The sequence below is a fragment of the Mycolicibacterium xanthum genome (assembly GCF_019710635.1).
Classification (GTDB): Bacteria; Actinomycetota; Actinomycetes; order Mycobacteriales; family Mycobacteriaceae; genus Mycobacterium; species Mycobacterium xanthum.
This window is the reverse complement of the sequence record NZ_JAIFZS010000015.1, coordinates 108,599-133,885: the sequence shown is the minus strand read 5'-3', so window position 1 is coordinate 133,885 and position 25,287 is coordinate 108,599. Positions and strand designations below refer to the sequence as shown.

24 protein-coding genes are annotated in these 25,287 nt (G+C 68.7%); 5 read left to right on the top strand and 19 right to left on the bottom strand.

What is annotated here, in order from left to right:
* From purL to JDV09_RS09340, 4 genes are read right to left on the bottom strand one after another with little or no spacing between them, the layout of a single operon-like run.
* Window positions 1-2,307 carry a phosphoribosylformylglycinamidine synthase subunit PurL gene (gene purL / locus JDV09_RS09355; RefSeq protein ID WP_221368840.1) on the bottom strand — a complete coding sequence of 769 codons (2,307 nt, stop codon included), beginning with the start codon at window positions 2,305-2,307 and terminating at the stop codon, window positions 1-3.
* 25 nt (window positions 2,308-2,332) lie between these two features.
* Window positions 2,333-2,680, bottom strand: coding sequence for a VOC family protein (locus JDV09_RS09350; protein WP_221368839.1), 348 nt, complete (start codon window positions 2,678-2,680; stop codon window positions 2,333-2,335).
* 14 nt (window positions 2,681-2,694) lie between these two features.
* Window positions 2,695-3,744 (bottom strand): amidohydrolase family protein, encoded by a 1,050-nt coding sequence (locus JDV09_RS09345; protein ID WP_221368838.1) that lies wholly within the window; start codon window positions 3,742-3,744, stop codon window positions 2,695-2,697.
* Between the two features lie 58 nt (window positions 3,745-3,802).
* Entirely contained in the window at window positions 3,803-5,068 is a 1,266-nt protein-coding gene (locus JDV09_RS09340) for a M18 family aminopeptidase (protein ID WP_221368837.1), read from the bottom strand.
* A 51-nt stretch (window positions 5,069-5,119) separates the two neighbouring features.
* Between JDV09_RS09340 and JDV09_RS09335 the strand changes: the two genes are divergently transcribed.
* Together JDV09_RS09335 and JDV09_RS09330 are read left to right on the top strand one after the other, a co-directional pair.
* Window positions 5,120-6,157: a Dyp-type peroxidase gene (locus tag JDV09_RS09335; protein WP_221368836.1), complete on the top strand. Its 1,038-nt coding sequence runs from the start codon at window positions 5,120-5,122 to the stop codon at window positions 6,155-6,157.
* Window positions 6,154-6,951, top strand: coding sequence for a family 1 encapsulin nanocompartment shell protein (locus tag JDV09_RS09330; protein WP_221368835.1), 798 nt, complete (start codon window positions 6,154-6,156; stop codon window positions 6,949-6,951). The genes JDV09_RS09335 and JDV09_RS09330 overlap by 4 nt, the downstream gene beginning before the upstream one ends.
* 143 nt (window positions 6,952-7,094) lie before the next feature.
* Here JDV09_RS09330 and JDV09_RS09325 read toward each other — a convergent pair whose 3' ends face one another.
* Window positions 7,095-8,288 carry an NAD(P)/FAD-dependent oxidoreductase gene (locus tag JDV09_RS09325; RefSeq protein ID WP_221368834.1) on the bottom strand — a complete coding sequence of 398 codons (1,194 nt, stop codon included), beginning with the start codon at window positions 8,286-8,288 and terminating at the stop codon, window positions 7,095-7,097.
* Window positions 8,289-8,349: 61 nt separating this feature from the next.
* A complete protein-coding gene (locus JDV09_RS09320; RefSeq protein WP_221368833.1) occupies window positions 8,350-8,796 on the bottom strand; it encodes an Rv2324 family transcriptional regulator in 447 nt (148 codons plus the stop codon).
* A 114-nt stretch (window positions 8,797-8,910) separates the two neighbouring features.
* Between JDV09_RS09320 and ddaH the strand changes: the two genes are divergently transcribed.
* Together ddaH and rocD are read left to right on the top strand one after the other, a co-directional pair.
* Complete coding sequence (gene ddaH / locus JDV09_RS09315; RefSeq protein ID WP_221368832.1) at window positions 8,911-9,768, top strand: dimethylargininase; 858 nt, start codon at window positions 8,911-8,913, stop codon at window positions 9,766-9,768.
* Complete coding sequence (gene rocD / locus JDV09_RS09310) at window positions 9,765-11,015, top strand: ornithine--oxo-acid transaminase (protein WP_221368831.1); 1,251 nt, start codon at window positions 9,765-9,767, stop codon at window positions 11,013-11,015. Before ddaH ends, rocD begins: the two co-directional genes overlap by 4 nt.
* Window positions 11,016-11,081: 66 nt before the next feature.
* Here rocD and JDV09_RS09305 read toward each other — a convergent pair whose 3' ends face one another.
* The 11 genes from JDV09_RS09305 to JDV09_RS09255 all read right to left on the bottom strand — a co-directional run bounded on the left by JDV09_RS09305 (window position 11,082) and on the right by JDV09_RS09255 (window position 23,101).
* Window positions 11,082-11,915, bottom strand: a complete 834-nt coding sequence (locus JDV09_RS09305) for a mycofactocin-coupled SDR family oxidoreductase (protein WP_221368889.1) — start codon at window positions 11,913-11,915, stop codon at window positions 11,082-11,084.
* A gap of 303 nt (window positions 11,916-12,218) precedes the next feature.
* The gene (locus tag JDV09_RS09300; RefSeq protein WP_221368830.1) at window positions 12,219-14,576 is read right to left on the bottom strand and encodes a glycoside hydrolase family 65 protein; all 2,358 of its coding nucleotides are present in this window, start codon (window positions 14,574-14,576) and stop codon (window positions 12,219-12,221) included.
* Window positions 14,577-14,732: 156 nt separating this feature from the next.
* The gene (locus JDV09_RS09295; RefSeq protein WP_221368829.1) at window positions 14,733-15,557 is read right to left on the bottom strand and encodes an SHOCT domain-containing protein; all 825 of its coding nucleotides are present in this window, start codon (window positions 15,555-15,557) and stop codon (window positions 14,733-14,735) included.
* A 52-nt stretch (window positions 15,558-15,609) separates the two neighbouring features.
* Window positions 15,610-16,473 carry a cutinase family protein gene (locus JDV09_RS09290; protein WP_372452874.1) on the bottom strand — a complete coding sequence of 288 codons (864 nt, stop codon included), beginning with the start codon at window positions 16,471-16,473 and terminating at the stop codon, window positions 15,610-15,612.
* A gap of 237 nt (window positions 16,474-16,710) precedes the next feature.
* A complete protein-coding gene (tuf, locus tag JDV09_RS09285) occupies window positions 16,711-17,901 on the bottom strand; it encodes an elongation factor Tu (protein WP_221368827.1) in 1,191 nt (396 codons plus the stop codon).
* An 86-nt stretch (window positions 17,902-17,987) separates the two neighbouring features.
* On the bottom strand, window positions 17,988-20,039 hold the full coding sequence (gene fusA / locus JDV09_RS09280) for an elongation factor G (RefSeq protein ID WP_372452877.1): 2,052 nt from the start codon (window positions 20,037-20,039) through the stop codon (window positions 17,988-17,990).
* A gap of 130 nt (window positions 20,040-20,169) precedes the next feature.
* The gene (gene rpsG / locus JDV09_RS09275; protein WP_018601866.1) at window positions 20,170-20,640 is read right to left on the bottom strand and encodes a 30S ribosomal protein S7; all 471 of its coding nucleotides are present in this window, start codon (window positions 20,638-20,640) and stop codon (window positions 20,170-20,172) included.
* Entirely contained in the window at window positions 20,640-21,014 is a 375-nt protein-coding gene (rpsL, locus tag JDV09_RS09270) for a 30S ribosomal protein S12 (protein WP_003929602.1), read from the bottom strand. The genes rpsG and rpsL overlap by 1 nt, the downstream gene beginning before the upstream one ends.
* 332 nt (window positions 21,015-21,346) lie before the next feature.
* Window positions 21,347-21,922 carry a TetR/AcrR family transcriptional regulator gene (locus JDV09_RS09265; RefSeq protein WP_221368825.1) on the bottom strand — a complete coding sequence of 192 codons (576 nt, stop codon included), beginning with the start codon at window positions 21,920-21,922 and terminating at the stop codon, window positions 21,347-21,349.
* An 88-nt stretch (window positions 21,923-22,010) separates the two neighbouring features.
* On the bottom strand, window positions 22,011-22,550 hold the full coding sequence (locus JDV09_RS09260) for a DUF3558 domain-containing protein (protein WP_221368824.1): 540 nt from the start codon (window positions 22,548-22,550) through the stop codon (window positions 22,011-22,013).
* Between the two features lie 2 nt (window positions 22,551-22,552).
* Window positions 22,553-23,101, bottom strand: a complete 549-nt coding sequence (locus JDV09_RS09255) for a DUF3558 domain-containing protein (RefSeq protein ID WP_221368823.1) — start codon at window positions 23,099-23,101, stop codon at window positions 22,553-22,555.
* A gap of 270 nt (window positions 23,102-23,371) precedes the next feature.
* On the opposite strand from JDV09_RS09255, the gene JDV09_RS09250 reads away from it, so the two are divergent.
* On the top strand, window positions 23,372-23,782 hold the full coding sequence (locus JDV09_RS09250) for a DUF3060 domain-containing protein (RefSeq protein WP_221368822.1): 411 nt from the start codon (window positions 23,372-23,374) through the stop codon (window positions 23,780-23,782).
* Between the two features lie 18 nt (window positions 23,783-23,800).
* Here the strand turns inward: JDV09_RS09250 and JDV09_RS09245 are convergent, their stop codons facing one another.
* Window positions 23,801-24,571, bottom strand: a complete 771-nt coding sequence (locus JDV09_RS09245; protein WP_221368821.1) for a crotonase/enoyl-CoA hydratase family protein — start codon at window positions 24,569-24,571, stop codon at window positions 23,801-23,803.
* Window positions 24,568-25,281, bottom strand: a complete 714-nt coding sequence (locus JDV09_RS09240; protein ID WP_221368888.1) for a PaaX family transcriptional regulator C-terminal domain-containing protein — start codon at window positions 25,279-25,281, stop codon at window positions 24,568-24,570. Before JDV09_RS09240 ends, JDV09_RS09245 begins: the two co-directional genes overlap by 4 nt.
* Between the last annotated feature and the right edge of the window lie 6 nt (window positions 25,282-25,287).

The following is a 25,287-nucleotide window of genomic DNA, read 5'->3' as shown; positions in this document are numbered from 1 at the left end:
TCACCCGAACAAACCGGGCAGCACGCCTTCCCACGTGCTCCGCAGCTCCTGCAGGGTCACCGTGAACCAGCCCTGCACCTCGAGGGTGGCCTGGCCGCCCGCCGGACCGTCGTCGACGACACCGATGCGGGCGGCGGGCAGCCCGCGCGCCTGGCACATCGCGGTGAACCTGCTCTCCTCGGTGCGCGGGACCGCCACCAGCGCCCGGCCGGCGGACTCGCTGAAGAGCGTCACGAAAGCATCCCAGCCATCGGGAAGCACTATGCGGCAACCGGTTTCGCCGGCCAGCGCGGCCTCGACGACCGCCTGGATCAGGCCGCCCTCGGACAGATCGTGGGCGGCCGACACCAGCCCGTCCCGGGATGCCGCGGTGAGCACCTCGGCCAGAAGCCGTTCCCGCTCGAGGTCCACCTTCGGCGGCACCCCGCCGAGGTGGTCCGCGGTGACCTGGGCCCAGATCGATCCGTCGAACTCGTCGCGGGTGTCGCCGAGCAGCATCAGCGTCTCGCCCGGTTCGGCGCCGAGGCCGGTGGGGATGCGGCGCCTGACATCGTCGATGACGCCGAGCACCCCGACGACCGGGGTCGGCAGGATCGCCGTGGTCCCGGTCTGGTTGTAGAAGCTGACGTTGCCTCCGGTGACCGGGATCCCCAGGGCCGCCGCGCCATCGGCCAGGCCGCGCACCGCCTGGGCGAACTGCCACATCACCGCGGGGTCCTCCGGAGAACCGAAGTTCAGGCAGTTGGTCACCGCGACCGGCGTGGCCCCGGTGACGGCGACGTTGCGGTAGGCCTCCGACAGCGCGAGCTGCGCACCCGCATAGGGATCCAGCGCGGTGTACCGGCCCGAGGCGTCGGTGGAGATCGCGATGCCGCGTCCGGTCTCCTCGTCGACGCGCAGCACGCCGCCGTCGGCGTGCTCGGCGAGCACCGTGTTGCCGCGCACGTAGCGGTCGTACTGCTCGGTGATGAACGCGCGGCTGCACAGGTGCGGGCTGCCGAGCATCGCCAGCAGCGTGGCACGCAACTCGTCGCCGGTGGACGGGCGGGTCAGCCCCGCGGACGTGTCGGCGATCAGGGCGTCCTGGCTGTCGGGCCGGGCCACCGGGCGCCGGTAGACCGGGCCCTCGTGGGCGACGGTGCGCGGCGGCACGTCGACCACCGTCTCACCGTGCCAAGTGATCTCGAGGCGGTCGCCGTCGGTCACCTCACCGATCACGGTGGCCAGCACATCCCACTTGCGGCACACCGCCAGGAAGGCCTCGACGTTGTCCGGGGTCACCACCGCGCACATCCGCTCCTGCGACTCGCTGGACAGGATCTCGGCCGGGGTCATGTTCGCGGCGCGCAGTGGCACCTTGTCCAGGTCCACCTTCATGCCGCCGTCGCCGGCGGAAGCCAGTTCGGAAGTGGCACAAGATAATCCGGCGCCGCCGAGATCCTGGATACCGACGACCAGATCGGCGGCGTAGAGCTCCAGACAGCACTCGATCAGCACCTTCTCGGTGAACGGGTCGCCGACCTGCACGCTGGGCAGCTTCTTGCGGCCCGCACCGCCCTCGTCGCCGCCGAAGGTCTCCGAAGCCAGCACCGACACCCCGCCGATGCCGTCGAGCCCGGTGCGGGCACCGAACAGGATGATCTTGTTTCCGACACCGGACGCGAACGCCAGCTTGAGGTCCTCGGTGCGCAGCACCCCGACGCACAGCGCGTTCACCAGCGGATTGCCCGCATAGCAGGCGTCGAACACCGTCTCGCCGCCGATGTTGGGCAGCCCCAGCGAGTTCCCGTATCCGCCGACGCCGCGCACCACCCCGTCGAGCACCCGGCGGGTGTCGGACGCGTCGGCGGCGCCGAACCGCAGCTGATCCATCACCGCAACCGGCCGGGCGCCCATCGCCATGATGTCGCGGACGATGCCGCCCACGCCGGTGGCCGCCCCCTGATAGGGCTCGATGTAGGACGGGTGGTTGTGGGACTCCACCTTGAACGTGGCGGCCCAGCCGTCGCCGATGTCGACGACGCCGGCGTTCTCGCCGATGCCGGCCAGCATCGACGCCCGCATCGCGTCGGTGGTGGTCTCCCCGAAGTAGCGAAGGTGCACCTTCGAGGACTTGTACGAGCAGTGCTCGCTCCACATCACCGAGTACATCGCCAACTCCGCGTCGGTAGGCCGACGGCCGAGGATCTCGCGGATCCGCTCGTACTCGTCGTCCTTGAGCCCGAGCTCACGGAACGGCTGCGGCTGATCGGGGCTGGCAGCGGCCCGCTCGACGGTGTCGACTTCGTGGCTGGACCCGGATGTCACAGCAGCAGTCTAGCCAGCGGGCCCGTCATCCTCCCGCGACGCAGAAGGCGTTGCCCTCCGGATCTGCCAGCACCACCCAGGAGAATTCCTCGCCGAAGCTGTGCCGGCCGGTCTCCCGGGCGCCGAGGCCGACCAGGCGGGCCACCTCGGCCTCCTTGTCGGCGGCGTGGAAATCCAGATGGACCTTGTTCTTGCCCGGCGTCGGGTCAGGCACCCGCTGGAAGCCCAGTGCGGGGCCGGCAGGCGGGGCGACCATGACGAACTCGCCGGGTGCCACGGCGTTCAACTCGCCCTCGACGGCCTTGGCCCACCAGTCGGCCAGCCCGTCGGGATCGGTGCAGTCGAACGTGATCATCGCGGTGTCGAGGGACATGCGAAGAGCGTAGGTCAGCCCACCGACAGCCGGTAGACGCGGCGGGCGTTGCCGCGCAGCATCTTGTCCTCGTCGAGTCGGTCGGCCAGGACGTCGCGCAGCATCCATACGCCGTCCGCAAGCACCAGGTTGGGTTTGTCGATCGGGTAGTTCGACGACCAGAACGTGCGGTCCGGGCCGAACGCCGCATCCAGGTGGGAGATCAGCGGAGCGGCGAGATCGCGCAGCCGTTCCCGCGACACCGGACCGGCACCCAGCACCGGCATGCCGAGACCACTGTGCTTGGCGACCACGTTCGGCAATTCCGCCAGCGCCGAGATGTCGTCGCGCCAGCGCCGCAGGATGTCGTCGCGGGCGATCGAGGTGTCGCCGGTGTGCCTGCCCCGAGGACCGAACACGCCCACCGGGGTGCCGTAGTGGTCGAGGACGAAGGTGGTCTCCGGGTACTCCCCGGCCAGCACCACCGCGTCGGGCAACTGCTGCCCGTATATCCACATGTCGAAGGTCAGGCCCCGTTCGGCCACAGCCGCGAAGCCCCGCAGGAAGCCCGGTTCGGTGTACAGGTGCGATGCGGGCGTCCACGACAGGACCCCACGGTCCTGGCTGTGTGCGGCCAGGCACCGCACGCCGCACACCAGCGCGCTGGCGGCCAGGTGTGCGTCGAGCACCTCGCCGACGTGCGGATCGTGCGGCTCCGCGTGCACGACGATCCCACCGAGTTCCGGTGCGCCGGCGGAACCGAACGGCAACCCGGCGACCCAGCGGGTCTCATCCACGACCGCCAACGGATCCTTGGCCTGCCAGCCGGCCTCGATGTGCACAACGGTGCCCACCCCCGCCGCTGCCCCGTCGGCCCGGTAGTCCCGCGGCAGGTATTCGCGCACGAGGTACTGCGGGTCGCCGACGAACTCCCGTTTGCTGCGCGGAAAGAGCCGGGCCAGCGCCGGCAACAGCGGGGGCACGCGCCGCACGACCTTCGCCGCCGCCGTCACGACGCGCGGCGTGGTGAACGGGTCCCACTGGTGGATGTGCGCATCCACGACGTCTCGCGCTTGCTCCGTCACCCGATCACCTTCGCGGTCGTCGGCGCGGCCGCGGGGCATATTCCCTGAATTGACGGGCTCAGCCCGGTGACATGAACGCCCGAAGCGCGGCCGAATAGTCGCCGACATCCGCCGCGCCCATCACCTCGCGGGCCGAGTGCATCGCCAGCTGCGCCGCCCCCACGTCGACGGTCGGGATGCCGGTGCGCGCCGCGGTCATCGGGCCGATCGTCGACCCGCACGGCAGGTCGGCGCGGTGCTCGTAGCGCTGCAGCGCCACCCCGGCCTGCGCGCAGGCCAGCGCGAACGCCGCCGCGGTACGACCGTCGGTCGCATACCGCAGGTTGGGCTGCACCTTGAGCACCGGCCCGGCGTTGACCTCGATCAGGTGTCCCGGCTCGTGGCGCTCCGGATAGTTCGGGTGGGTGGCATGGGCCATGTCCCCGGACGCCACCATCGAGTCCGGCAGCCGGCGCAGGAAATCCTCCCGGCCGCCGCCGGCGGCCAGCGTGATCCGCTCCAGCACCGTCAGCAGCAGGTCGGACTGCGCGCCGTGGTCGGACTGCGAGCCGACCTCCTCATGGTCGAACAGCACCAGCACCGGCGTCACACCGGAGCCCACACCGGCGGCCAGGAAGGCCTCCAGCCCGGCGTAGCAGGTGGCCTGGTTGTCCAGCCGCGGAGCGCTGACCAACTCGCCCTGCGCACCCACCAGCCGCGACGGGGCCAGGTCGTGGGTCATCAGGTCGAAACCCAGCACCGCGTCGGCGCCCACCCCGGCGCGCTCCGCCACGAAACCCAGGAAGGACCGCGGGCCGTCGCCGATGCCCCACACCGCGTTGACGTGGCGCTGCGGGTTGAGCTCGACACCCTTGCGGTCCTCGGCCAGGTGGATGGCCAGCTGCGGCACCCGCAGGATCGGCTCGTCGATGCGCACCAGCACGTGCTGTACGGCGTCGCCGGCGCGCACCGACAGCCGGCCGCTGATCCCGAGGTCGCGGTCCAGCCAGGAGTTCAGCCACGCGCCGCCGTAGGGTTGCAACGCGACCACCTGCCAACCGGAGACGTACCGGTCCGGGTGCTGCTTGACCCGCAGATTCGGGCTGTCGGTGTGGGCGCCGACGATCCGGAACGGCAGCGCCGGGTCACCCACCGACCGCCACGCGATCAGCGAGCCGGCCCGCACCGCGAAGTGGTCACCGGCACCGGGCCACGGGTCGCTCTCGGCGAGCTCGCCGAAACCGGCGGCGAGCAGACGCCGCCCGGCGGTGCGACAGGCGTGGAACGGCGACGGTGAGGCATCGACGAACTCGCAGAGCCCGTCGGCGGATGCGGCGCTGGACATGGGATCCATCCTTACCGGTGGCACAAGGTCACGGGGCGATAGGGTGCAGGTGTGGCCCGCCCGCAGCCGATCCTGACCCCGCTGAGTCCGGCAGCGATCTTCCTGGTGGCAACGATCGACGAGGGCGGCGAGGCGGCCGTCCACGAGGCACTCGCGGGACTTTCCGGACTGGTCAAGGCGGTCGGCTTCCGGGTGCCCGACGCGCAGCTGCGGCTGAACGCCGGTATCGGGTCGGCAGCGTGGGACCGGCTGTTCTCCGGCCCCCGGCCGGCCCGGTTGCACGAGTTCGTCGAGCTCACCGGCGCGCGCCACCACGCCCCCGCCACCCCGGGCGACCTACTGTTCCACATCAAGGGCGGCGCCCTGGACGTGTGCTTCGAGCTCGGCGGCCGGATCCTGGCCTCGATGGCGGGCGCCGTCACCGTCGTCGACGAGGTGCACGGGTTCAAGTTCTTCGAGCAGCGCGACCTGCTCGGCTTCGTCGACGGTACCGAGAACCCCGACGGCCCCGACGCGGTGGCCGCCGCGCAGATCGGGGACGACGACCCGGCCTTCCAGGGCGCGAGCTATGTGCACGTCCAGCGCTACACCCACGACATGGCCGCGTGGAACGCGCTGTCGGTCACCGAGCAGGAGCTGGTCATCGGCCGCACCAAGCTCGAGGACATCGAGCTCGACGACGCGGTCAGGCCGGCCAACTCGCACGTCGCGCTCAACACCCTCGACGACGAGGACGGCAACGCGCTGCAGATCGTGCGCGCCAACATGCCGTTCGGCTCGCTGGGTGACGGCGAGTCGGGCACCTACTACATCGCCTACTCCGCCGACCCGGCCGTCACCGAGCGGATGCTGGAGAACATGTTCATCGGCGACCCTCCCGGCAACACCGACCGGATCCTGGATTTCTCCACCGCCACCACGGGCACCATGTTCTTCGTGCCGACGATCGACTTCCTCGACGACCCGCCACCGCGCCCCATCCTGGTGGCCGAACCCGACGAAGATCCTGAATCCTCCGAAAGTCCTTCCTCACCAACTGTTTACGAAGGCTCACTGGCGATCGGCAGCCTGAAAGGACAACCCCAATGAACAACCTGTACCGGGACCTGGCACCGATCACCGACGCGGCGTGGGCCGAGATCGAACAGGAGGCGACCCGCACCTTCAAGCGCCACATCGCGGGCCGGCGGGTGGTCGACGTCAGCGAGCCGGGCGGACCGGTGACCGCGGCGGTCAGCACCGGGCACCTGCTCGATGTCGCCGCGCCCGGCGACGGCGTGACCGCCCACCTGCGCGACGCCCGGCCGCTGGTGCGGCTGCGGGTGCCGTTCACCGTGGGCCGCACCGACATCGACGACGTCGAACGCGGCTCGCAGGATTCCGACTGGGACCCGGTCAAAGACGCCGCCAAGAAGTTGGCATTCGTCGAGGACCGGGCGATCTTCGAAGGCTACGAGGCCGCGCACATCGACGGGATCCGCAAGTGCAGCTCCAACCCCGCGCTGGCGCTGCCCGAAGACCCCCGCGAGATCCCCGACGTGATCGCGCAGGCACTCTCCGAGCTGCGGCTGGCCGGCGTGGACGGCCCCTACTCGGTGCTGCTGTCGGCCGATGCCTACACCAAGGTCAGCGAGGCCACCGCACACGGGTATCCGATCCGCGAGCACATCAACCGGCTGATCGACGGCGACATCATCTGGGCGCCCGCGATCGACGGCGCGTTCGTGTTGTCCACCCGCGGAGGCGATTTCGACCTGCAGCTGGGCACCGATGTGTGCATCGGGTATCTGTCCCACGATGCCGACAACGTGCAGCTGTACCTGCAGGAGACCCTGACCTTCCTGTGCTACACCGCCGAGGCCTCGGTCGCCCTCACCGCATAGCGTCTTTTTCGCGAGCGCGCGTTGCTGCACGCCTGCGCACGGCGTGTTGCGTGCGCGAGCGCGCGCTCGCCGGCGACGAGAGCGCGCGAAATGACAGCGCGAGCGGCGCGCCGTCGTACAGACGCGCGCTCGCGCGGAAGAAGTCAGGCCAGCAGGTCGGTGATGGGAGCCCCGGCGACGATCTTGCCCCTGGTCTTCATCACCTTGCCCGGCATGCCACCGCCCACCACGCCGACCACGATGCCGTCGCGCTCGTAGTAGGCCAGGAACTTGCGGCCGTCGTCCTGGACGACGTGCACGGTGTCGGTGGCCTCCGGCTCACCCAGGCACTGGATCTTGACGTCGTACTGGTCGCTCCAGAAGTACGGGACGCTCACCGCCGCGGACACTTCCTGGCCCAGCATCGAGGGCACCATCACCCTCGCCTGGTCCGCGACGTTGCTCCAATGCTCCACGCGCACTTGGTCACCCACCGGGTCGCGCCAGGACGCCACATCCCCGATCGCCCATACGTGTGGGGAGCTGGTACGGCCCACCTCGTCACAGACCACGCCGTTGTCCAGCGCGATGCCGCTGTCCTCGAGCCAGCCGGTGGCCGGATGCGAGCCGATCCCGACGATGACGAGGTCGGCTTCGATCTCGCTGCCGTCGCCCAGCGTCACCTTGCGCACCCGGTCATCGCCGCTGACCTCCGCGACACCCACCCCGCAGCGCACGTCCACGCCTTCCGAGCGGTGCAACCGCGCCACCAGCTCGCCGATGGTCTCCCCGAGCACCGAGGCCAGCGGCGTCGGCTGCGGCTCGACGAGCACCACGTCGACTCCCAGTCCGCGCAGGCTGGCCGCGACCTCGCAACCGATGAAACCGGCCCCCACCACGACCGCGCGGCTCGCACTACCCGCCTCGGAGCGCAGCGCGAGGCTCTCGTCGTAGTTGCGCAACACGTGGATCCCGGCCAGGTCCGGGAACGACGGAATGCGCTTGGGGACCAGACCCGTGGCGATGACCAGCTCGTCGTAGCCCAGCGTCGTGCCGTCAGCCAGCCTCAGGACGTTGGCGACGGTGTCCACCGACGCCGCCCCGTTGCCCAGCAGCACGGTGATGTCGTTCTCGGCGTAGAACTCGGCAGGCTGGAGCGTGACATCGTCCTTCTCGGCCCGCAGCACCTCTTTGGACAGCGGCGGCCGGTCGTAGGGCAGATGGTCCTCGTCGCTGACGATCGCGATCGGCCCGGCGTATTCCGACCGGCGCAATTGCTCGGCCACCCGCGCGGCGGCGAGCCCGCCGCCGACGATCACAACACCGTTCGAACCGCCCGTCCCCGCTGATGTGGTCACGTGGGTGGTTCTACACCATGACGCCGAGCTGATGCGCGCCACCCCATGCGTAGCGGCCCCGTCAGGCCCGGGTCCGGTCGATCAGATTCGACAGCACGACGATGCTCTCGCTGCGCTCGATGTCCGCACTGGCCCGGATTCGCTCCAGCGCCTCCTCGAGGTGGCGCATGTCCCGGGCCAGCACGTGCAGCAGGGCATCCGAGGTTCCGGTGACGGTCGCGGCGCTGACCACCTCGGGGATGTCCTGCCACGCCGCGCGCAGCTGGTCCGGCGCGATGGTGCCGTGGCAGAACACCTGGACGTAGGCCTCGGTGGTCCAGCCCAGCGCATTGCGGTCGACGATGGTGGTGAACCCCCGGATGACGCCGGTATCGAGCATCCGGTCGACCCGTCGCTTGACCGCGGGCGCCGACAGGTTCACCCGCTGCCCGATCTCGGCGAACGTGGCCCTCGCATTCTCGGCCAGCTCGGCGAGGATGCGCTCATCGGTGTCGTCCAGACGTTCCATCATCGCTCCTCCGCAATAAATATTCACGATTACATGCTAGACGCAATGAATAGCATCTATACACGCAACATCAGTCGATTGATTGCGTCTTAGATAACCAATATCGTTGATTTCATGACGTTGACCAACGCCAACGGCGCCGCCGCGCCGGTTCTCCGCACCGCCGCACCCCGGACCGCGCGCCCCCGCCGGTATGTGATGACCGCCCCGACCCATTTTGCGGTCGAGTACGTGATCAACCCGTGGATGGACACCTCCACACCCGTCGACGTGTCGCGCGCGCTGTCCCAGTGGGAGGCGTTGCGCCAGGCTTACATCGCCTTGGGCCACTTGGTCGAACTGGTCGAACCGATCGCCGGACTGCCGGACATGGTCTACGCCGCCAACGGCGGCCTGATCGTCAACGACCGCGCCGTGGTCGCCCGTTTCGCCTATGCCGAGCGCGCCGGAGAGGCGGTCGCCCATGCCCAGTGGATGTCGGCCAACAGCTTCACGCCCGTCCAGACCCGCCACGTGAACGAGGGCCAGGGCGACCTGCTGGTGGTGGGCTCGATGGTGCTGGCCGGCCACGGGTTCCGCACCGACCGACGGGCCCACGACGAGATCGCCGCACACGTCGGGATGCCGGTGGTCGGCCTCGAACTCGTCGACCCGCGCTTCTACCATCTCGACACCGCGCTGGCCGTCCTCGACGACACGACGATCGCCTACTATCCCCCGGCCTTCGCAGAGCAGTCCCGCGCGACGCTGGCCCACTTGTTCCCCGACGCGATCGAGGTGGCCAGCGCCGACGCCTACGTGCTCGGCCTCAACGCCGTCTCCGACGGCCTGAACGTCGTGCTGCCCGCCGCGGCGACGGGATTCGCCGAGCAGCTGCGCCAGGCCGGGTTCCGCCCGATCGGGGTCGACCTGTCCGAGCTGCTGAAGGGCGGCGGATCTGTCAAATGCTGCACGTTGGAGGTGCATCCATGACCATCCTGGAAACCATGACGGACCATGCCAGCACCGTCACGATCGATCTCGACGCCCGCCACGTCGCGCACAACTACGCGCCGCTGCCCATCGTGGCCGTCAGCGCCGAGGGCGCGTGGATCACCGACGTGGAGGGGCGACGCTACCTCGACTGCCTGGCCGCATATTCGGCGGTCAACTTCGGCCACCACAATCCCGAGGTGATCGCGACGGCACACGCGCAGCTCGACAGGCTGACGCTGGTCAGTCGCGCGTTCCACTCAGACCAGCTGGCTCCGTTCTGCGCGGCACTCGCCGAGTTGTGCGGCAAGGACATGGTGTTGCCGATGAACAGCGGCGCCGAGGCCGTGGAGAGCGCGATCAAGGTGGCCCGCAAATGGGGCGCCGAGGTGAAGGGCGTGCCCGCCAACCAGGGCAACATCGTCGTGGCGCGCAACAATTTCCACGGCCGCACCACCACGATCATCAGCTTCTCCGACGACGAATCGGCCAGGCGCGGGTTCGGTCCGTACACGCCGGGTTTCCGCTCGGTGCCGTTCGGCCCCGACGATCCGAACGCCGACGCGATGGCCGCCGCCATCGACGACCACACCGTCGCGGTGCTGATCGAGCCGATCCAGGGTGAGGCCGGCATCATCGTGCCGCCGGACGGCTATCTGCCCCGGGTACGCGAGCTGTGCACCGCCCGCAACGTGCTGATGATCGCCGACGAGATCCAGTCCGGGCTGGCACGCACCGGGCGCACCTTTGCGTGCGACCACTGGAACGTGGTGCCCGACGTCTACCTGCTGGGCAAGGCGCTGGGCGGCGGCGTGGTCCCGCTGTCGGCGGTGGTTGCCGACCGCGGCGTTCTCGGCGTGCTCAAACCCGGCGAACACGGCTCGACGTTCGGCGGCAACCCATTGGCCGCGGCGATCGGCCACACGGTGGTCGACATCCTGCGACGAGACGAATTCCAGTGCCGTTCAGCCGAACTGGGCGCGCGGCTGCACGACCGTCTGCGGGCCCTGATCGGCCACGGCGTGACGGCGGTTCGCGGGCGGGGGCTGTGGGCGGGCGTTGACATCGATCCGTCGCAGGGCACCGGCAAACAGATCAGCCTTCGGCTGGCCGAACGCGGCGTGCTGGTCAAGGACACCCACGGATCGACGCTGCGGTTCGCCCCACCGCTGGTGATCACCGCGGCGGAGATCGACTGGGCCGTTGACCGGTTAGCCGACGTTCTGGCGCAATCGGGTTCACACTAGAAGACCCCGGCCGCCGAACGATCGGGAACGATGATGCCCGACCCGGTGCCGGTGCTGCCGAGCTGGTCAGTACTTCATCACGCCACGGTCGACGGCGATCTGAGATCCGCTTATCGCCATCGACCCGTCGGAGGCCAACCAGGCCACCACCTCGGCGACCTCGGCCGGGTCCATGAACTCGGCAAGACCCGGCTTGCCCTCCCGGGCAACCGGTTTGAGCGGCATCGGGGCGAAGCTGTGCAGATAGCCCGGATACTCGGAGAAGATGGCCCCCATCGCCTTCGGCTCGATCATCGGGGTCCGAATCGAGTACGGGTGGATGGAGTTCACCCGGATACCGAACTCGCCGGCCTCCAGCGCCAGCGCGTTGGTCAGCGCCACCAGCCCGTGCTTGGACGCCGAGTAGTGCGCGTTGCCCGGGGTGGCCTTGAGCCCGGCCGACGAGCTGACGACGATGATGGACCCGCCGTTGCCCGCCTCGATCATCGCGGGCACGGCCGCGCGGAGCGTGCGCCAGGTGCCGTTGAGGTTGACGTCGATCACGACGTCCCACTGCTCCTCCGACATCTCCCAGATGCGGCCCCAGCTGAGCACTCCGGCGTTGGCCACCACGACGTCCAGGCGGCCGAACTGCTCCATGGCGTCGGCCACCACCTGCTGCTGGGCTGCCAGGTCGCGGATGTCGACCACCCGGGAGATCGCCTTGCGGCCCGCGGCTTCGACCAGGCGCGCCGTCTCGGCGAGATCCTCGGGGGTCGGCATCGGATAGGTGACCGAGTCCGAGACCGGGGCGCACACGTCGATCGTTACGATGTCCGCGCCGTCGGCGGCGAGCCGGACCGCGTGCGCGCGCCCCTGTCCGCGTGCCGCCCCGGTGATCAACGCGACCCGTCCCTCCAGGGGTGCACCAGCTGCCACGGGGTGGTCCCTCCTTCTCCGCGAGCGTGCGTGTCCGCACACCGACACGCCGCATCCGGCGTACCACGGCGCGCGCTCGTGCCCGACGACCGGGCAGGATCAGGCTAACAGCAGAACTGGAACGTGTTCCAGAACGGCCGGCTTCGGGCTCCCTGGCGATACCTGAGTGAAGGTGCCTTCACAATCAGGCACCGGCGTGAAGGCACCCTCCCGACGGGCGCACGATATCGGCTTCGGCGAGCGGGACCGTCGACACTCCTGCGGCACCGCACGTTGGGCGGGGTGCTAGCGGTCGTCGAACAGCGGCCTCCGGTACGGTTCACACCCCCTCGGCTGGGCCGGCGGGGTGCGGTAGGCCAGCTCCGGTATCGGCAGCGTGACCGGCGTGTCCGGTTCCAGCAGGAACGGCCTGCCGTGGTGGGCGAGTTCGATGGTGCTGCCGTGCAGCAGCCGGTAGGTGGCGTTCTCCCTGTCGATGGCGACGACGATCCTGCTGTCGCGCAAAACCATTCGGAAGGACAGGTAGGACAGCGCGGTGGGTATCCGCGGTGCGAACGTGATCCGCCCCCCGTGGTCCCGCATCCCGCCGAAGCCGCCCACGCAGTCCATCCAGGCGCCCGCCAGCGCGGCGATGTGCAGCCCGCTGGAGACGTTGTGGTGCAGGTCGTGCAGATCGGTGAATGCGGTCTCCACCAGGTAGTCGTAGGCCAGGTCGACGTAGCCGACCTCGGCGGCGATCACCGCCTGACAGCACGCCGACAGCGATGAGTCGCGCACCGTCAGGGGTTCGTAGTAGTCGAAGTTGCGCAACTTCTCCGCGGGGGTGAACTGATCGCCCCACAGGTACATCGCCAACACCAGATCGGCCTGCTTGACGACCTGCTTGCGGTAGAGGTCGTAGTACGGGTAATTGAGCAGCAGCGGGTAACGGCCCACCGACTCGTCGAAGTCCCACGGCGCCAGATGGGTGAACACCTCCGACTGCGAGTGCACCCGCCGCTGACGGTCATACGGGATGCACATGTTCTCGGCGCACCGCTGCCAGTTCGCGAGTTCGGTGTCGGTGACGTCGAGAAGCGCGGCCACGTCCGGACGGCGTCGGCACGCCGAGACAGCGTCGTGCAGGTTCTGTCTGGCCGCGAGGTTGGTGAACAGGTTGTTGTTGGCGATCGCGCTGTATTCGTCCGGTCCGGTCACCCCGTCGATGCGGAACACCCCGTCGTCGTGGTGCCCGAGGCTCGCATACAGCCGGGCCCCCTCCACCAGTAGCTCGACGCCGCACTCGGTTTCGAACTGGGAGTCCGCGGTCGCCGCGAGGTAGCGGGAGGTGGCATTGGCGATGTCGGCGGTGATGTGCACCGCCGCCGTTCCGGCCGGCCAGTAACCGGAGCACTCGTCCCCGTTGATCGACCGCCACGGGAACATCGCACCGGCCTGACCGAGTTCGGCGGCATGCGCGCGGGCCTTGTCCAGCGTCGCGTGACGCCAGCGCAACACCTCGCGTGCGGCCTCCGGCACCGTGTACGTCAGCATCGGCAGCACGAATGTCTCGGTGTCCCAGAAGGTGTGGCCGTCATAACCGGGACCGGTCAGCCCCTTGCCGGGAATCGGCCGGGCCTCCCCGCGCGCCCCGGCCTGCAGCACGTGGAAGATGGCGAACCGGATGGCCTGCTGCAGTTCGGGATCCCCGTCGATCTCGATGTCGGCGTCCAGCCAGAAGGCGTCCAGGAACTCCCGCTGCGACCGCAGCAGTTCGTCCCAGCCGGCCTCGACCGCCATCGACAGCGCGGCGTCGACCTGCGCCTGCAACGACGGCATCGAGCGCACCCGGGACCAGCCGTATCCGAGGTACTTGACGACGGTCAGCTTCTGGCCGGCCGGCACGGGTGCGGCCACGGTGAGCCGGGCCAGGTCTCCGTCGGCCTGATGGGAGATCTTGGCCGTCCCGGGGTAGCTGACCTCGTGGTCCATCCCCGCCACCATGCGCAGCCCGGACCGTCGCGTGCTGTGGCTCAGCACCGCCCGGAGATCCCGGCACTCGGCATGTTCGGCGACCAGCGGCGCATCCAGTGCAGCGGCCAGCCGTGGGTCGTCGCCGGGTGCCGGCACCGACGCGTTGGCGAGCAGCTCCGACTGCACGACCAGGCGCATGTCCTGATCGATCGGCTCAACCTCGTACTTGATGGCGGCGTTGGCCCGCTTGGTGAACGACACCAGCCGCTCGGAGGCGATCTTGACCACGCGCCCGGTCGCCGACTTCCACACCGAGTGCCGGCGCAGCGTTCCGGAGCGGAAATCGAGGGTCCGCTCGTGCTCCAGCCAGTGCCCGTAGCGCAGATCGATGGGCGCGTCCTCGACCAGCAGCCGGATGATCTTGCCGTCGGTCACGTTGACGACGGTCTGACCGGACTCCGGGTAGCCGTAGCCGCCTTCCGCGTAAGGCAGCCCGCGTAGCTCGTAGAACCCGTTGAGGTAGGTGCCCGGCTGGATCACCGGTTCGCCCTCGTCGAGGGTTCCGCGCATGCCGATGTGACCGTTGGACAACGCAAAGGTCGATTCGGTGAGGCCGAGTGCGCCCGGACGGGCCAGGTGCCAGCGCAATTCCCATGGGGCGACCTCGAACCCCGGTATGTCACGCCTCATCGGTGCGCAACCCGCCATCGGTGGCACACGTGCCGATCGCCTTCATCCCGTCCTCCCCGTGTGGGGCCGCTTCGCCGGACTGCGCGTACGCCGCTGGCGCACGGCCGACCGCGAACGTATCGAAGGTAGCTGGCGCCGCCCTCGGCCGCGACCCGTTCAGAGGTCGGCGATGATCTGTTCGCGCTTGGTCCTGTACTCCTCCTCGGTGATCGACCCGGTGGCCCGCAGCGTCTCGAGTTCCTGCAGGCGCTGGGCCGTGGTCGGTTCGGGATCGGGGACGTGCGACGCTGCCGCCGGGACCGGGGGCGGTGGCGTCTGCCGCGCTGCGGCACGCCGCACGACGGTCTGCACCTGTTGGCGGGCAACGGGGTTGGAGCGCAAGTCGATCATGCTGTCGACGCCGATGTTGTTGGCCTTGAGGATCTGCAGGATCTCCATCAGCGGCTCGGTCTGGCCGGTCAGATCGTAGGTCCGGTTGTCCTCGGCGATGCTGAACGTCGCCGGCATCGCACCGCTGACCAGAGCGCTTCGCTCCCAGTCGATCTGATAGTCGTTGGTCACCGGGTCCACCAGCGCGACCAGCCGGCGGCTGGTGAGCATCGGCAGCCGGGTCAGCGAGCCGATCACCTGGTCCTGGGTCGCGAACGGGGTGATACCGGGACCGGACACCTGCAGGTCCAGCTTGACCAGCGGTTGGTCGTTGATCCTGGTGTTGGTTTCGGCGATGCCGGTGACCTGCGCCAGCGCCAGCACGCCGGTGGCCTCGAGCTGCTGTTTCTTGGCCGCTCTGTTGGACCCGGCGGCGGTGATGGCGAGCGCGATCAGCACGTCGAGCGCGGTGATCAGCAGCCCTGTCCAGAACATCCATTTCAGCAGCGGATCGGCACCGAGCACGAAGTACGCAACCAGAAAGATCGGCCCGACGATGCCGCACAACAGCACGAACAGCTGGATACGCACGTACCGCCACAACGTCGACATGAGCAGATTATCGCCGCACCCGGCCGTCGCCGCCCACGGTTCGGAGACCGGCTCAGGAGCCGGCGCTGACCACCACCCGATCTGCGAGCGGGGCCGGCGGCTCGGCGAGCGGGGCCGGCAGTTCGGCGACCGGGGCCTGCGACGCCACCAGCCGGTACAGCGGGGCGGTCCAGGGGTCGCTCACGGTCCGCGCGTAGCTGGTGTGCACCGCCACGGCCGCCGGGTTCTGGTCGTCCTCGGCGTCGGGGTCGTAATCGCAGACCGCGTCACCGAGATTGCACACGCTGATCGTCCGGCTGCCCATCGACACCGGAAGCGGCGCCGGGGCGTGCGCGAGGATCGGCCAGTCCTGGGCGACGCCCTTGCCCGCGCCGGGCACCGAGCTGACCGATCCCAGGTTGATGGTCGGGTCCTGCGGCAGCCGGTCGCCGTCGGCGACCAGCAGCGCTGCGACGAGGTTCGGGCTGGCGTCGAGCGCGTGCAGGTTGCGATGCACGACCATGGCGCCTTGCGAGTAGCCGGCCAGCACCACCTGGCTGGTCGGGCACTGCGCCACGAACGCCGCGTACTGCCGGCCCAGTGCCGCGGTGCCGGTGTCCACGCTGCCCATGAAGTTGGCCCAGTCCAGGATGCCGCCGTCCTCGGGCACCGCCGTGGCCGGGTACTCGACCGCCTCAGCGGTGACGGTGCGGCCGTCCTGGGCGACCCGCTGCGCGAACTCGTTGTAGGACTTGTAGACGACGCGGCCCATGCCGGCATCGGCGCTCAGGTCTCCGGTCCGTTCCCCGGAGCCCGCCGCGCCGATCCAGTGCACGTCCGGGCATGCCGGCTGCGCGGAGGCGACCCCGGCCGTCGCACCGGCGACCGCCGCCGCGCCGGTGATGGCGGCACACGTCAGCGCCGCGAATTTCGCCATTTTCAGCATCGGTAACAAACCCAACCCTCGTGACAGGACTCCGGCCGACCCCTCGACGGCCGTTGACTGGTACATCGACGGGTCGCCGGGTGCCGTTACAGCGCGCTCGAGGGCCGCGAGCGCGCGGGAAATGCCAGCCCGCGCGGCGTGGCGGTGTGCAGACACGCCCGCTCGCGAAACAAAGAAAGTGGCGCCCACCCTTTCGGGTGAGCGCCACTCCCGTTGGCTGAACCTAGATCACTTGATGATCTTGGTGACCCGGCCGGCGCCGACGGTACGGCCGCCCTCGCGGATCGCGAAGCGCAGACCCTCGTCCATGGCGACGGGCTGGATCAGCTTGACGGAGATGTCGGTGTTGTCACCCGGCATCACCATCTCGGTGCCCTCCGGCAGCGTCACCACACCGGTCACGTCGGTGGTGCGGAAGTAGAACTGCGGACGGTAGTTGTTGAAGAACGGCGTGTGACGGCCGCCCTCGTCCTTGGACAGGATGTAGACCTGGCCCTCGAACTCGGTGTGCGGGGTGGTGGTGCCCGGCTTGATCACGACCTGGCCGCGCTCCACGTCCTCGCGCTTGATGCCGCGCAGCAGCAGACCGACGTTGTCGCCGGCCTGGCCCTGGTCGAGCAGCTTGCGGAACATCTCGACACCGGTGACGGTGGTCTTGGTGGTGTCCGGACGGATGCCGACGATCTCGACCTCCTCGTTCACGTTGACCACGCCGCGCTCCACACGACCGGTGACCACGGTGCCGCGGCCGGTGATGGTGAAGACGTCCTCGACGGGCATCAGGAACGGCTTGTCGGTCTCACGGACCGGATCCGGGATCGACTCGTCGACGGCCTCCATGAGCTCCTCGACCGACTTGACCCACTTCTCGTCGCCCTCGAGCGCCTTGAGCGCCGAGACGCGGACCACGGGGGCCTCCTCGTCGAAGTCCTGGGCGGCCAGCAGCTCGCGGACCTCCATCTCGACGAGCTCGATGAGCTCCTCGTCATCCACCGCGTCGGCCTTGTTCAGGGCGACCAGGATGTAGGGCACGCCGACCTGGCGGGCCAGCAGCACGTGCTCGCGGGTCTGCGGCATCGGGCCGTCGGTGGCCGCGACCACCAGGATCGCGCCGTCCATCTGGGCGGCACCGGTGATCATGTTCTTGATGTAGTCAGCGTGACCGGGGGCGTCCACGTGGGCGTAGTGCCGCTTCTCGGTCTGGTACTCCACGTGGGAGATGTTGATCGTGATACCGCGCTGACGCTCCTCGGGCGCATTGTCGATCTGGTCGAATGCGCGCGACTCGTTCAACTCGGGGTACTTGTCGTGCAGAACCTTGGTGATTGCTGCAGTCAGCGTGGTCTTGCCGTGGTCAACGTGACCAATGGTCCCGATGTTGACGTGCGGCTTCGTCCGCTCGAACTTCGCCTTCGCCACTTCTGTGTCCTCCTGGACTGTGTTGGTGCTTTCTTGTTAAAGCAGGGTTGATCTTTGCAGTTGTTGTTCGCCGGAAGACAACCGGGTTACTGACCCGTCGCCTTCGCGATGATCTCCTTCGCCACGTTCGCCGGAACCTCGGCGTACGAGTCGAACACCATGGAGTAGTTGGCCCGGCCCTGGGTCTTCGACCGGAGGTCGCCGACGTAGCCGAACATCTCCGACAGCGGCACCTGCGCCTTGACGACGCGCGCACCGCTGCGCTCCTCCATGGCCTGGATCTGGCCACGGCGGGAGTTCAGGTCGCCGATCACGTCACCCATGTAGTCCTCGGGTGTGGTGACCTCGACGGCCATGATGGGCTCCAGGATGACCGGCTGCGCGGCCTGCGCGGCCTTCTTCATCACCTGAGAGCCGGCCACCTTGAACGCCATTTCCGACGAGTCGACCTCGTGGAACGCGCCGTCGAGCAGCGTGACCTTCAGGTTCACCAGCGGGTAGCCGGCCAGCACGCCGTACTGCATGGCGTCCTGGCAGCCGGCGTCCACCGACGGGATGTACTCGCGCGGGATGCGGCCACCGGTGACCTTGTTCTCGAACTCGTAGGTCGCACCGTCCTCGCCGGTGAACGGCTCGAGGTCGATGAGCACCTTCGCGAACTGGCCGGAGCCACCCGTCTGCTTCTTGTGGGTGAACTCGACCTTCTCCACCTTGCGGCGGATGGTCTCGCGGTAGGCCACCTGCGGCTTGCCGACGTTGGCCTCCACCTTGAACTCGCGACGCATCCGGTCCACCAGGATGTCCAGGTGCAGCTCGCCCATGCCGCCGATGACGGTCTGGCCGGTCTCCTGGTCCAGGTGCACCTTGAAGGTCGGGTCCTCTTCGGCGAGCTTCTGGATCGCGGTGCCCAGCTTCTCCTGGTCGCTCTTGGTCTTGGGCTCGATGGCGACCTCGATGACCGGGTCCGGGAACGTCATCGACTCCAGCACGATCTGATCGTTCGGGTCGCTCAGGGTGTCACCGGTGGTGGTGTCCTTCAGACCGATCACGGCGTAGATGTGGCCGGCCGCCGCGGTCTCCACCGGGTTCTCCTTGTTGGAGTGCATCTGGAACAGCTTGCCCAGCCGCTCCTTCTTGCCCTTGGTGGCGTTGACGACCTGCGAACCGGAATCGACCTTGCCCGAGTACACCCGGACGTAGGTCAGCTTGCCGAAGAACGGGTGCGTGGCGACCTTGAACGCCAGGGCCGAGAACGGCTCGTCGGTCGACGGCTTGCGGGTGATCAGCTCGTCTTCCTTGCCCGGGACGTGGCCCTCGGCGGCCGCGACGTCCAGCGGCGACGGCAGGTAGTCGATGACCGCGTCCAGCATGGGCTGCACGCCCTTGTTCTTGAACGCGCTGCCGCACAGCACCAGGTAGGCCTGCGAGCTGATCGTCAGCTTGCGCAGCGCACCCTTGATCTCCTCGACCGAGAGCTCCTCGCCGCCGAAGTACTTCTCCAGCAGCGCCTCGTCGGTCTCGGCGACCGCCTCGAGCAGCTTGGTGCGGTACTCGTCGGCCTTCTCCTGCAGGTCGGCCGGGATCTCGACGACGTCGTACTTCTCACCGAGCTTGGCCTCGGCGCTCCACACCTTGGCCTTCATCTCGACCAGGTCGACGACACCGGCGAAATCGCCCTCGGAGCCGATCGGCAGCTGGATCGGGATGACGTTGGCGCCGAGGCGCTCCTCCATGGTGCGCACCGAGAAGTAGAAGTCGGCACCCAGCTTGTCCATCTTGTTGACGAAGCAGATTCGCGGGACGTCGTACTTGTCGGCCTGCCGCCACACCTGCTCGGACTGCGGCTCGACACCTTCCTTGCCGTCGAACACGGCCACCGCACCGTCGAGCACGCGCAGTGAGCGCTCCACCTCGACGGTGAAGTCGACGTGGCCGGGGGTGTCGATGATGTTGATCTGGTTGTCGTTCCAGAAGCAGGTGGTGGCGGCCGAGGTGATGGTGATGCCCCGCTCCTGCTCCTGCTCCATCCAGTCCATCGTGGCGGCGCCGTCGTGCACCTCACCGATCTTGTAGCTGATCCCGGTGTAGTAGAGGATGCGCTCGGTCGTCGTCGTCTTGCCGGCATCGATGTGCGCCATGATGCCGATGTTGCGGACCTTCGTGAGGTCGGTCAGCACGTCCTGTGCCACGGCTAGATTCCCACTCTTTCGCTTGCTCGATAGGTGTTCAGTTGCACCGTGCGATCAGCACCGACACGCACGGGTGGAATCACCAGCGGTAGTGCGCGAAGGCGCGGTTGGCCTCGGCCATCTTGTGGGTGTCCTCACGTCGCTTGACGGCGGCACCCAGACCGTTGCTGGCATCGAGGATCTCGTTGGCCAGGCGCTCGACCATGGTCTTCTCCCGGCGAGCCTTGGAGAAGCTCACCAGCCAGCGCAGCGCCAGCGTGGTGGACCGGTCCGGACGGACCTCGACCGGCACCTGGTAGGTGGCGCCGCCGACGCGGCGGCTACGGACCTCCAGAGCGGGCTTGACGTTGTCCAGGGCGCGCTTGAGGGTGACCACCGGATCGGTGCCGGTCTTGTCCCGAGCCTGCTCGAGCGCACCGTAGACAATGCGCTCGGCCAGCGATTTCTTCCCGTCCAGCAGGACTTTGTTGACCAGCTGGGTGACCAGCTGCGATCCGTAGACCGGATCGTTGACCAACGGACGCTTCGGCGCGGGGCCCTTGCGCGGCATCAGCTCTTCTCCTTCTTCGCGCCGTAACGGCTGCGGGCTTGCTTACGGTTCTTGACGCCCTGCGTGTCCAGAGACCCGCGGATGATCTTGTAACGCACACCGGGCAGGTCCTTCACACGACCACCACGCACCAGCACCATCGAGTGCTCCTGCAGGTTGTGGCCCTCGCCCGGGATGTAGGCGGTGACCTCGACCGCGCTGGTCAGCCGCACACGCGCCACCTTGCGAAGCGCCGAGTTCGGCTTCTTGGGGGTGGTGGTGTACACGCGGGTGCACACGCCACGGCGCTGCGGGCTGCCCTTGAGGGCCGCGGTCTTCACCTTGGCGATCTTGTCGCGGCGACCCTTACGGACCAGCTGGTTGATGGTTGGCATGTACCGGCTTCCTGTGTTCCTCGTCGTGTTTGACGGTGCTGCTCTAGGTGGTGGTCGAGCTGTCTTAAGTTCTGTCGTCCTGCAGTTTTGCCCTTCCGCGTTACCCCGCGGCCGGGCGTGTCGCATGCGTCCACCGCTCAGTCTCGGAGTAATTTCCAAGGCACCGCACGGCGGAAGACATGCGAAGTGGCCCGGCGTGCAGGCAAGCTCGTGGGCCCCACGACGTACCGGGGAACCGCAAGCGCCTTATCTGCCAGGCACGACCGTCCACAATACCAGGGCGGCCTACCTCAACAAAACCCGCTGACCTGCGGCTGCGCTGCTTCCCGCGATCACCGCGACCGCATTCCGGCGGCCAGTCTCATCACCATGTCGGTGAAGACGGCGTCGGTGTCGATGCCGTTCATCACCCCGGTCATCTCCAACAGCACGAACCCGTGCATGGCCGACCAGAACTCCAGCGCGGCGTAGAACGCGGCCTCGTCGTCGAGCCCGTAGGCCGACAGCACCGCGATCACGGGCTCGGCGGCGGCATGGGTGGCCGCGGTGAACTCCGGGTCGTCACCGCCCAGCGGCATCCGGGTGAACGCCGAGTACCGGCCCGGGTGGTGATGGGCGTAGCTGCGATATGCGCTGGCCATCACCATCACCGCGTCGTCGGGCGTACGGCCCCGCCCGACCGTCGTGAGCATGTCGATGATGTCGCCGACCACCCGCATCCGCACGGTGCGGCGCAGGTCGTCGAGGCTGTGCACGTGGTTGTACAGCGACGGTCCCTTGGTGCCGAGCTGGTGGGCCAGCGCATTGATGGTCAGCGCATCCCAACCTTCACGGTCGAGGAAGGTCAGTGCCGCGTTGACGATGGCCTCACGACTGAGCTTCGCCGAGCGCGCCGGCCGAACTGCCATGTCGCGTGCCCCCTCGGTCAGTCGTGCCACCCGCGAGCGGGTCCGCGAGCACTCTAGCCCTTCGACCCGCTGCCCAACCCGTTCACAGTCAGTTCACCCGTTCCTGGCTCAGGGTGGCCAGCTGCTCGATGGTGGAGCAGAGATCGGGCAGTGTCACCGAGTTCATCGTCTGGATCGACCAGGTGATGACGTCACCGCCCTTGGCGACGTAGATGCTGCAGGCCGTGTCGTCGAAGGCCTTGAAGCCCTTGTTGCCGTCGATCGACAGTTCGGTGAGCCGGCGGCCCGCCAGCTTCTCGAGCTCACGCTCGGTGTCCATGTCGCTGCCCCGGTACCACCAGGTGGAGATGCCCATCCCGGCGCCGACGCTGCCGATCATGGTGTTCTCCTGCCAGAAGCACCCGGCGTCGCTGACCACGGCGGGCTTGAACAGATCCGATCCGACCACCCGGTCGATGTCGGCGTCGGTGATGCCGTTGCAGTCGGCACTCTGGAATCCCGGTCCGGTGGGCTGCAGGCGGGGATCGGTGCCTGTCGCACCCTGTTGGCCGGCCGTGCCACACCCGGCCAGCAGCAGCGGTACCGACAACGCGACGCAGAACCGGGCCGCAAAGACGGCGGCAGCCATCGTCACATGTCCGACTGCAGGGTCGCAGAAAGCAGGTTCTGCGCCTCCGCGCACGGATCGCCGGTCTTCTGACCGCGGAACTGCACCCACCAGCTCAACACCCCGGTGCCGGCCGCCGCGGTGACCGAGCACGCGGCGCCGGTGATGTCACGACGGGCCGAGAACGCCTGGTGGCGTTCGACGACGACGTCGGTGACGGTGGCACCTCGCGCCGCGGCCAGCGCCCTCTCCCGATCCAGGCTGCCCGTCTCGAACCAGGAGAACGTGGCGTCGACGGTGGTGGCCGCTCCCGAGCTCGAGCGCCGCGACAGGATGTACTGGCAGACCGCACCGCTGAACGGGCGCGTCACCTCGTCGGCGTCCAGGGTGGCCTGCACCGCGCTGTCGTCGAGCAGCCCGCATCGGTCGTCTATGTAGCCGTAGCTGCGCATCGCGTCCGGCGTCCCGGGATCGGCCCGCTGCGCGGTGCCGGTGACGTTCTGCGAGCACGCCACCGCGCTCGCCGCCACGGTGATCGCGGCGAGAAGAGCCCGGGTGGCACGTCGGCGCATCGTCGATCACGCTACCCAGCGGCACCGGCCCGGGCGAGTCCTACGCCAAGCCCGCCGAAGGCCCCCCAACCCGCAAGTCCGGCGTCGTAGGCTTCCAGTATCCGCACACCCGGCGAGGCGAAGGGGAATCGAGCGTGACAGCGACGGCCGCGGGACGGGCTCCGGCTCCCCCTACGGGTGGGGCCGGGACCGCGAATCGGGGATGACAAATCGCGTCGATCGGGTACCCACCGGAGGTCCCGTCGACGACGAAACGAGAAGTAGCGAGAAATGAGACCCCCGCATCCCCATCTGATCAGGATCGGCACCGCAGTCGCGGCGCTGGCGGCGGTCGCCGCGTGCGGCTCCGACGGGCAGGGCAACGACGACGTCACCGCGACCGCGGGCACCTCGGGCGCCCAGATCGAGATCGGCAACACGATCAATTACGGATCGTTCGGGACCACCGCAGAGATCGACTGCGCCGACGGCAAGTCGCTGAACATCGCCGGATCGAACAACACCCTGACCGTCATCGGCGCGTGCACCAACGTCGACATCGGCGGCGCCGACAACAAGATCGGGTTCGAGCGGATCGACGACGAGCTGTCGGTGATCGGGATCAACAACACCGTCACCTACTCCGACGGCGACCCGAAGGTCAGCAACACCGGCAGCAACAACACCATCACCAAGGGCTGAGGACCGGGTACACCGGCCTCAGTCGCGCGCACCGTGGCGGCCGGCGCCGGCGGCGAAGCGGGCCGCGCCCTCCAGCGATTCCGCCGCGACGCGCGGGAGGCTGCCGAACTCGAAATCCATCGCCTCGGCCTCGGAGTGCCCCCATTGGTTGAGCACCGACGTCCGGTCGGCACGCAGGCACTGCTGCGGCAATGCGGCGAGTTCGGCGGCCAGCGCCTCGGCCTGGCTGCGGGCCTCTCCGGTGGGCACCACCCGGTTGGCCAGGCCGATGGACAGGGCCTCCTCGGCGCCGACTCCGCGACCAGTCAGGATCAGGTCCATCGCGCGACTGTGCCCGATCAGCCGTGGCAGCCGCACGGTGCCGCCGTCGATCAACGGCACCCCCCACCGCCGGCAGTACACGCCCATGACCGCGTCGGCCTCGACGACCCGCAGGTCGCACCACAGCGCGAGCTCGAGACCGCCGGCCACGGCGTAGCCGCTGACCGCCGCGATCACCGGCTTGGACAGCACCATCCGGCTGGGCCCCATCGGGCCCGGCCCGGTCCGGTCCACCGGGTTGGCATCGGGTGTGCCGAACGCCTTGAGATCGGCTCCGGCGCAGAAGGTCCCGTTGTCGCCCCACAGCACCGCCACCGAAGCGGAGTCGTCGCGGTCGAATTGGTCGAACGCCGCATGTAGTTCGGCGGCCGCCGGACCGTTGACCGCGTTGCGGGCCTCCGGCCGGTCCATGACGATGGTCGTCACCGGACCGCTCTTCTCGATGCGCACTCCGCCTGAACCGGTCATTTCGCCTCCATCAACTCAGCACCGTCGCGCCGCGCGACCAGTTCGGCGGCGAAGTCGTTGTACGCGGCCCGCAGCGCGGCACCCGGCCAGTCCGGGGGCAGCAGCTCGTCGGGCAGCACCGGATCGGTGAGCAGGTGGCGCACGATCCCGGCGGCAGCGGTGAACCGGGCCGGAACGTCTGCTGCCGAGGCCATCTCGTCGAGCAGCGAGGTACCGACGGCCGCCCACCCGGTCAGATCCCACAGTTGTCCCGCGAGCCCGACCGGGTCGTCGTCGCGGGCGTGCAGCACCCGGACCCGTTCGCGCACGTCGGCGGCCAACTCGACGTCGAGATTGGCCGGCCGCATCCACACACCCTCACGAAGTTCACCGAACCGCAGCTCCTGCAACGTGTTCCGCAGCGCAGCGCGCGTGCGCGCGTCGCCACCGATGCTGGTGATCAGCAACGTCGTCCAGCAGCCGTCCCACGCCCGCACATGCGGGTTGATGGAGGCGTCCTGCCTGCGCTGCCGTGCCAGCAATCGGCTGGAGAGCCGGTAGCCGTCCTCGGAGCGGATCAGGTCCCCGGAACCGACCATCCGGGTCAGCGCCACCCGCACCGTCGCCTCCTTGAGGTCGAAATCGGTTGTCAGCTTGAGTAGCTCACCAGCGGTCGCCCACGCCGGATGGGCGCCGAGCAGCACGCTCAGCACCACCGACCGCGCGGTCATCCGGGT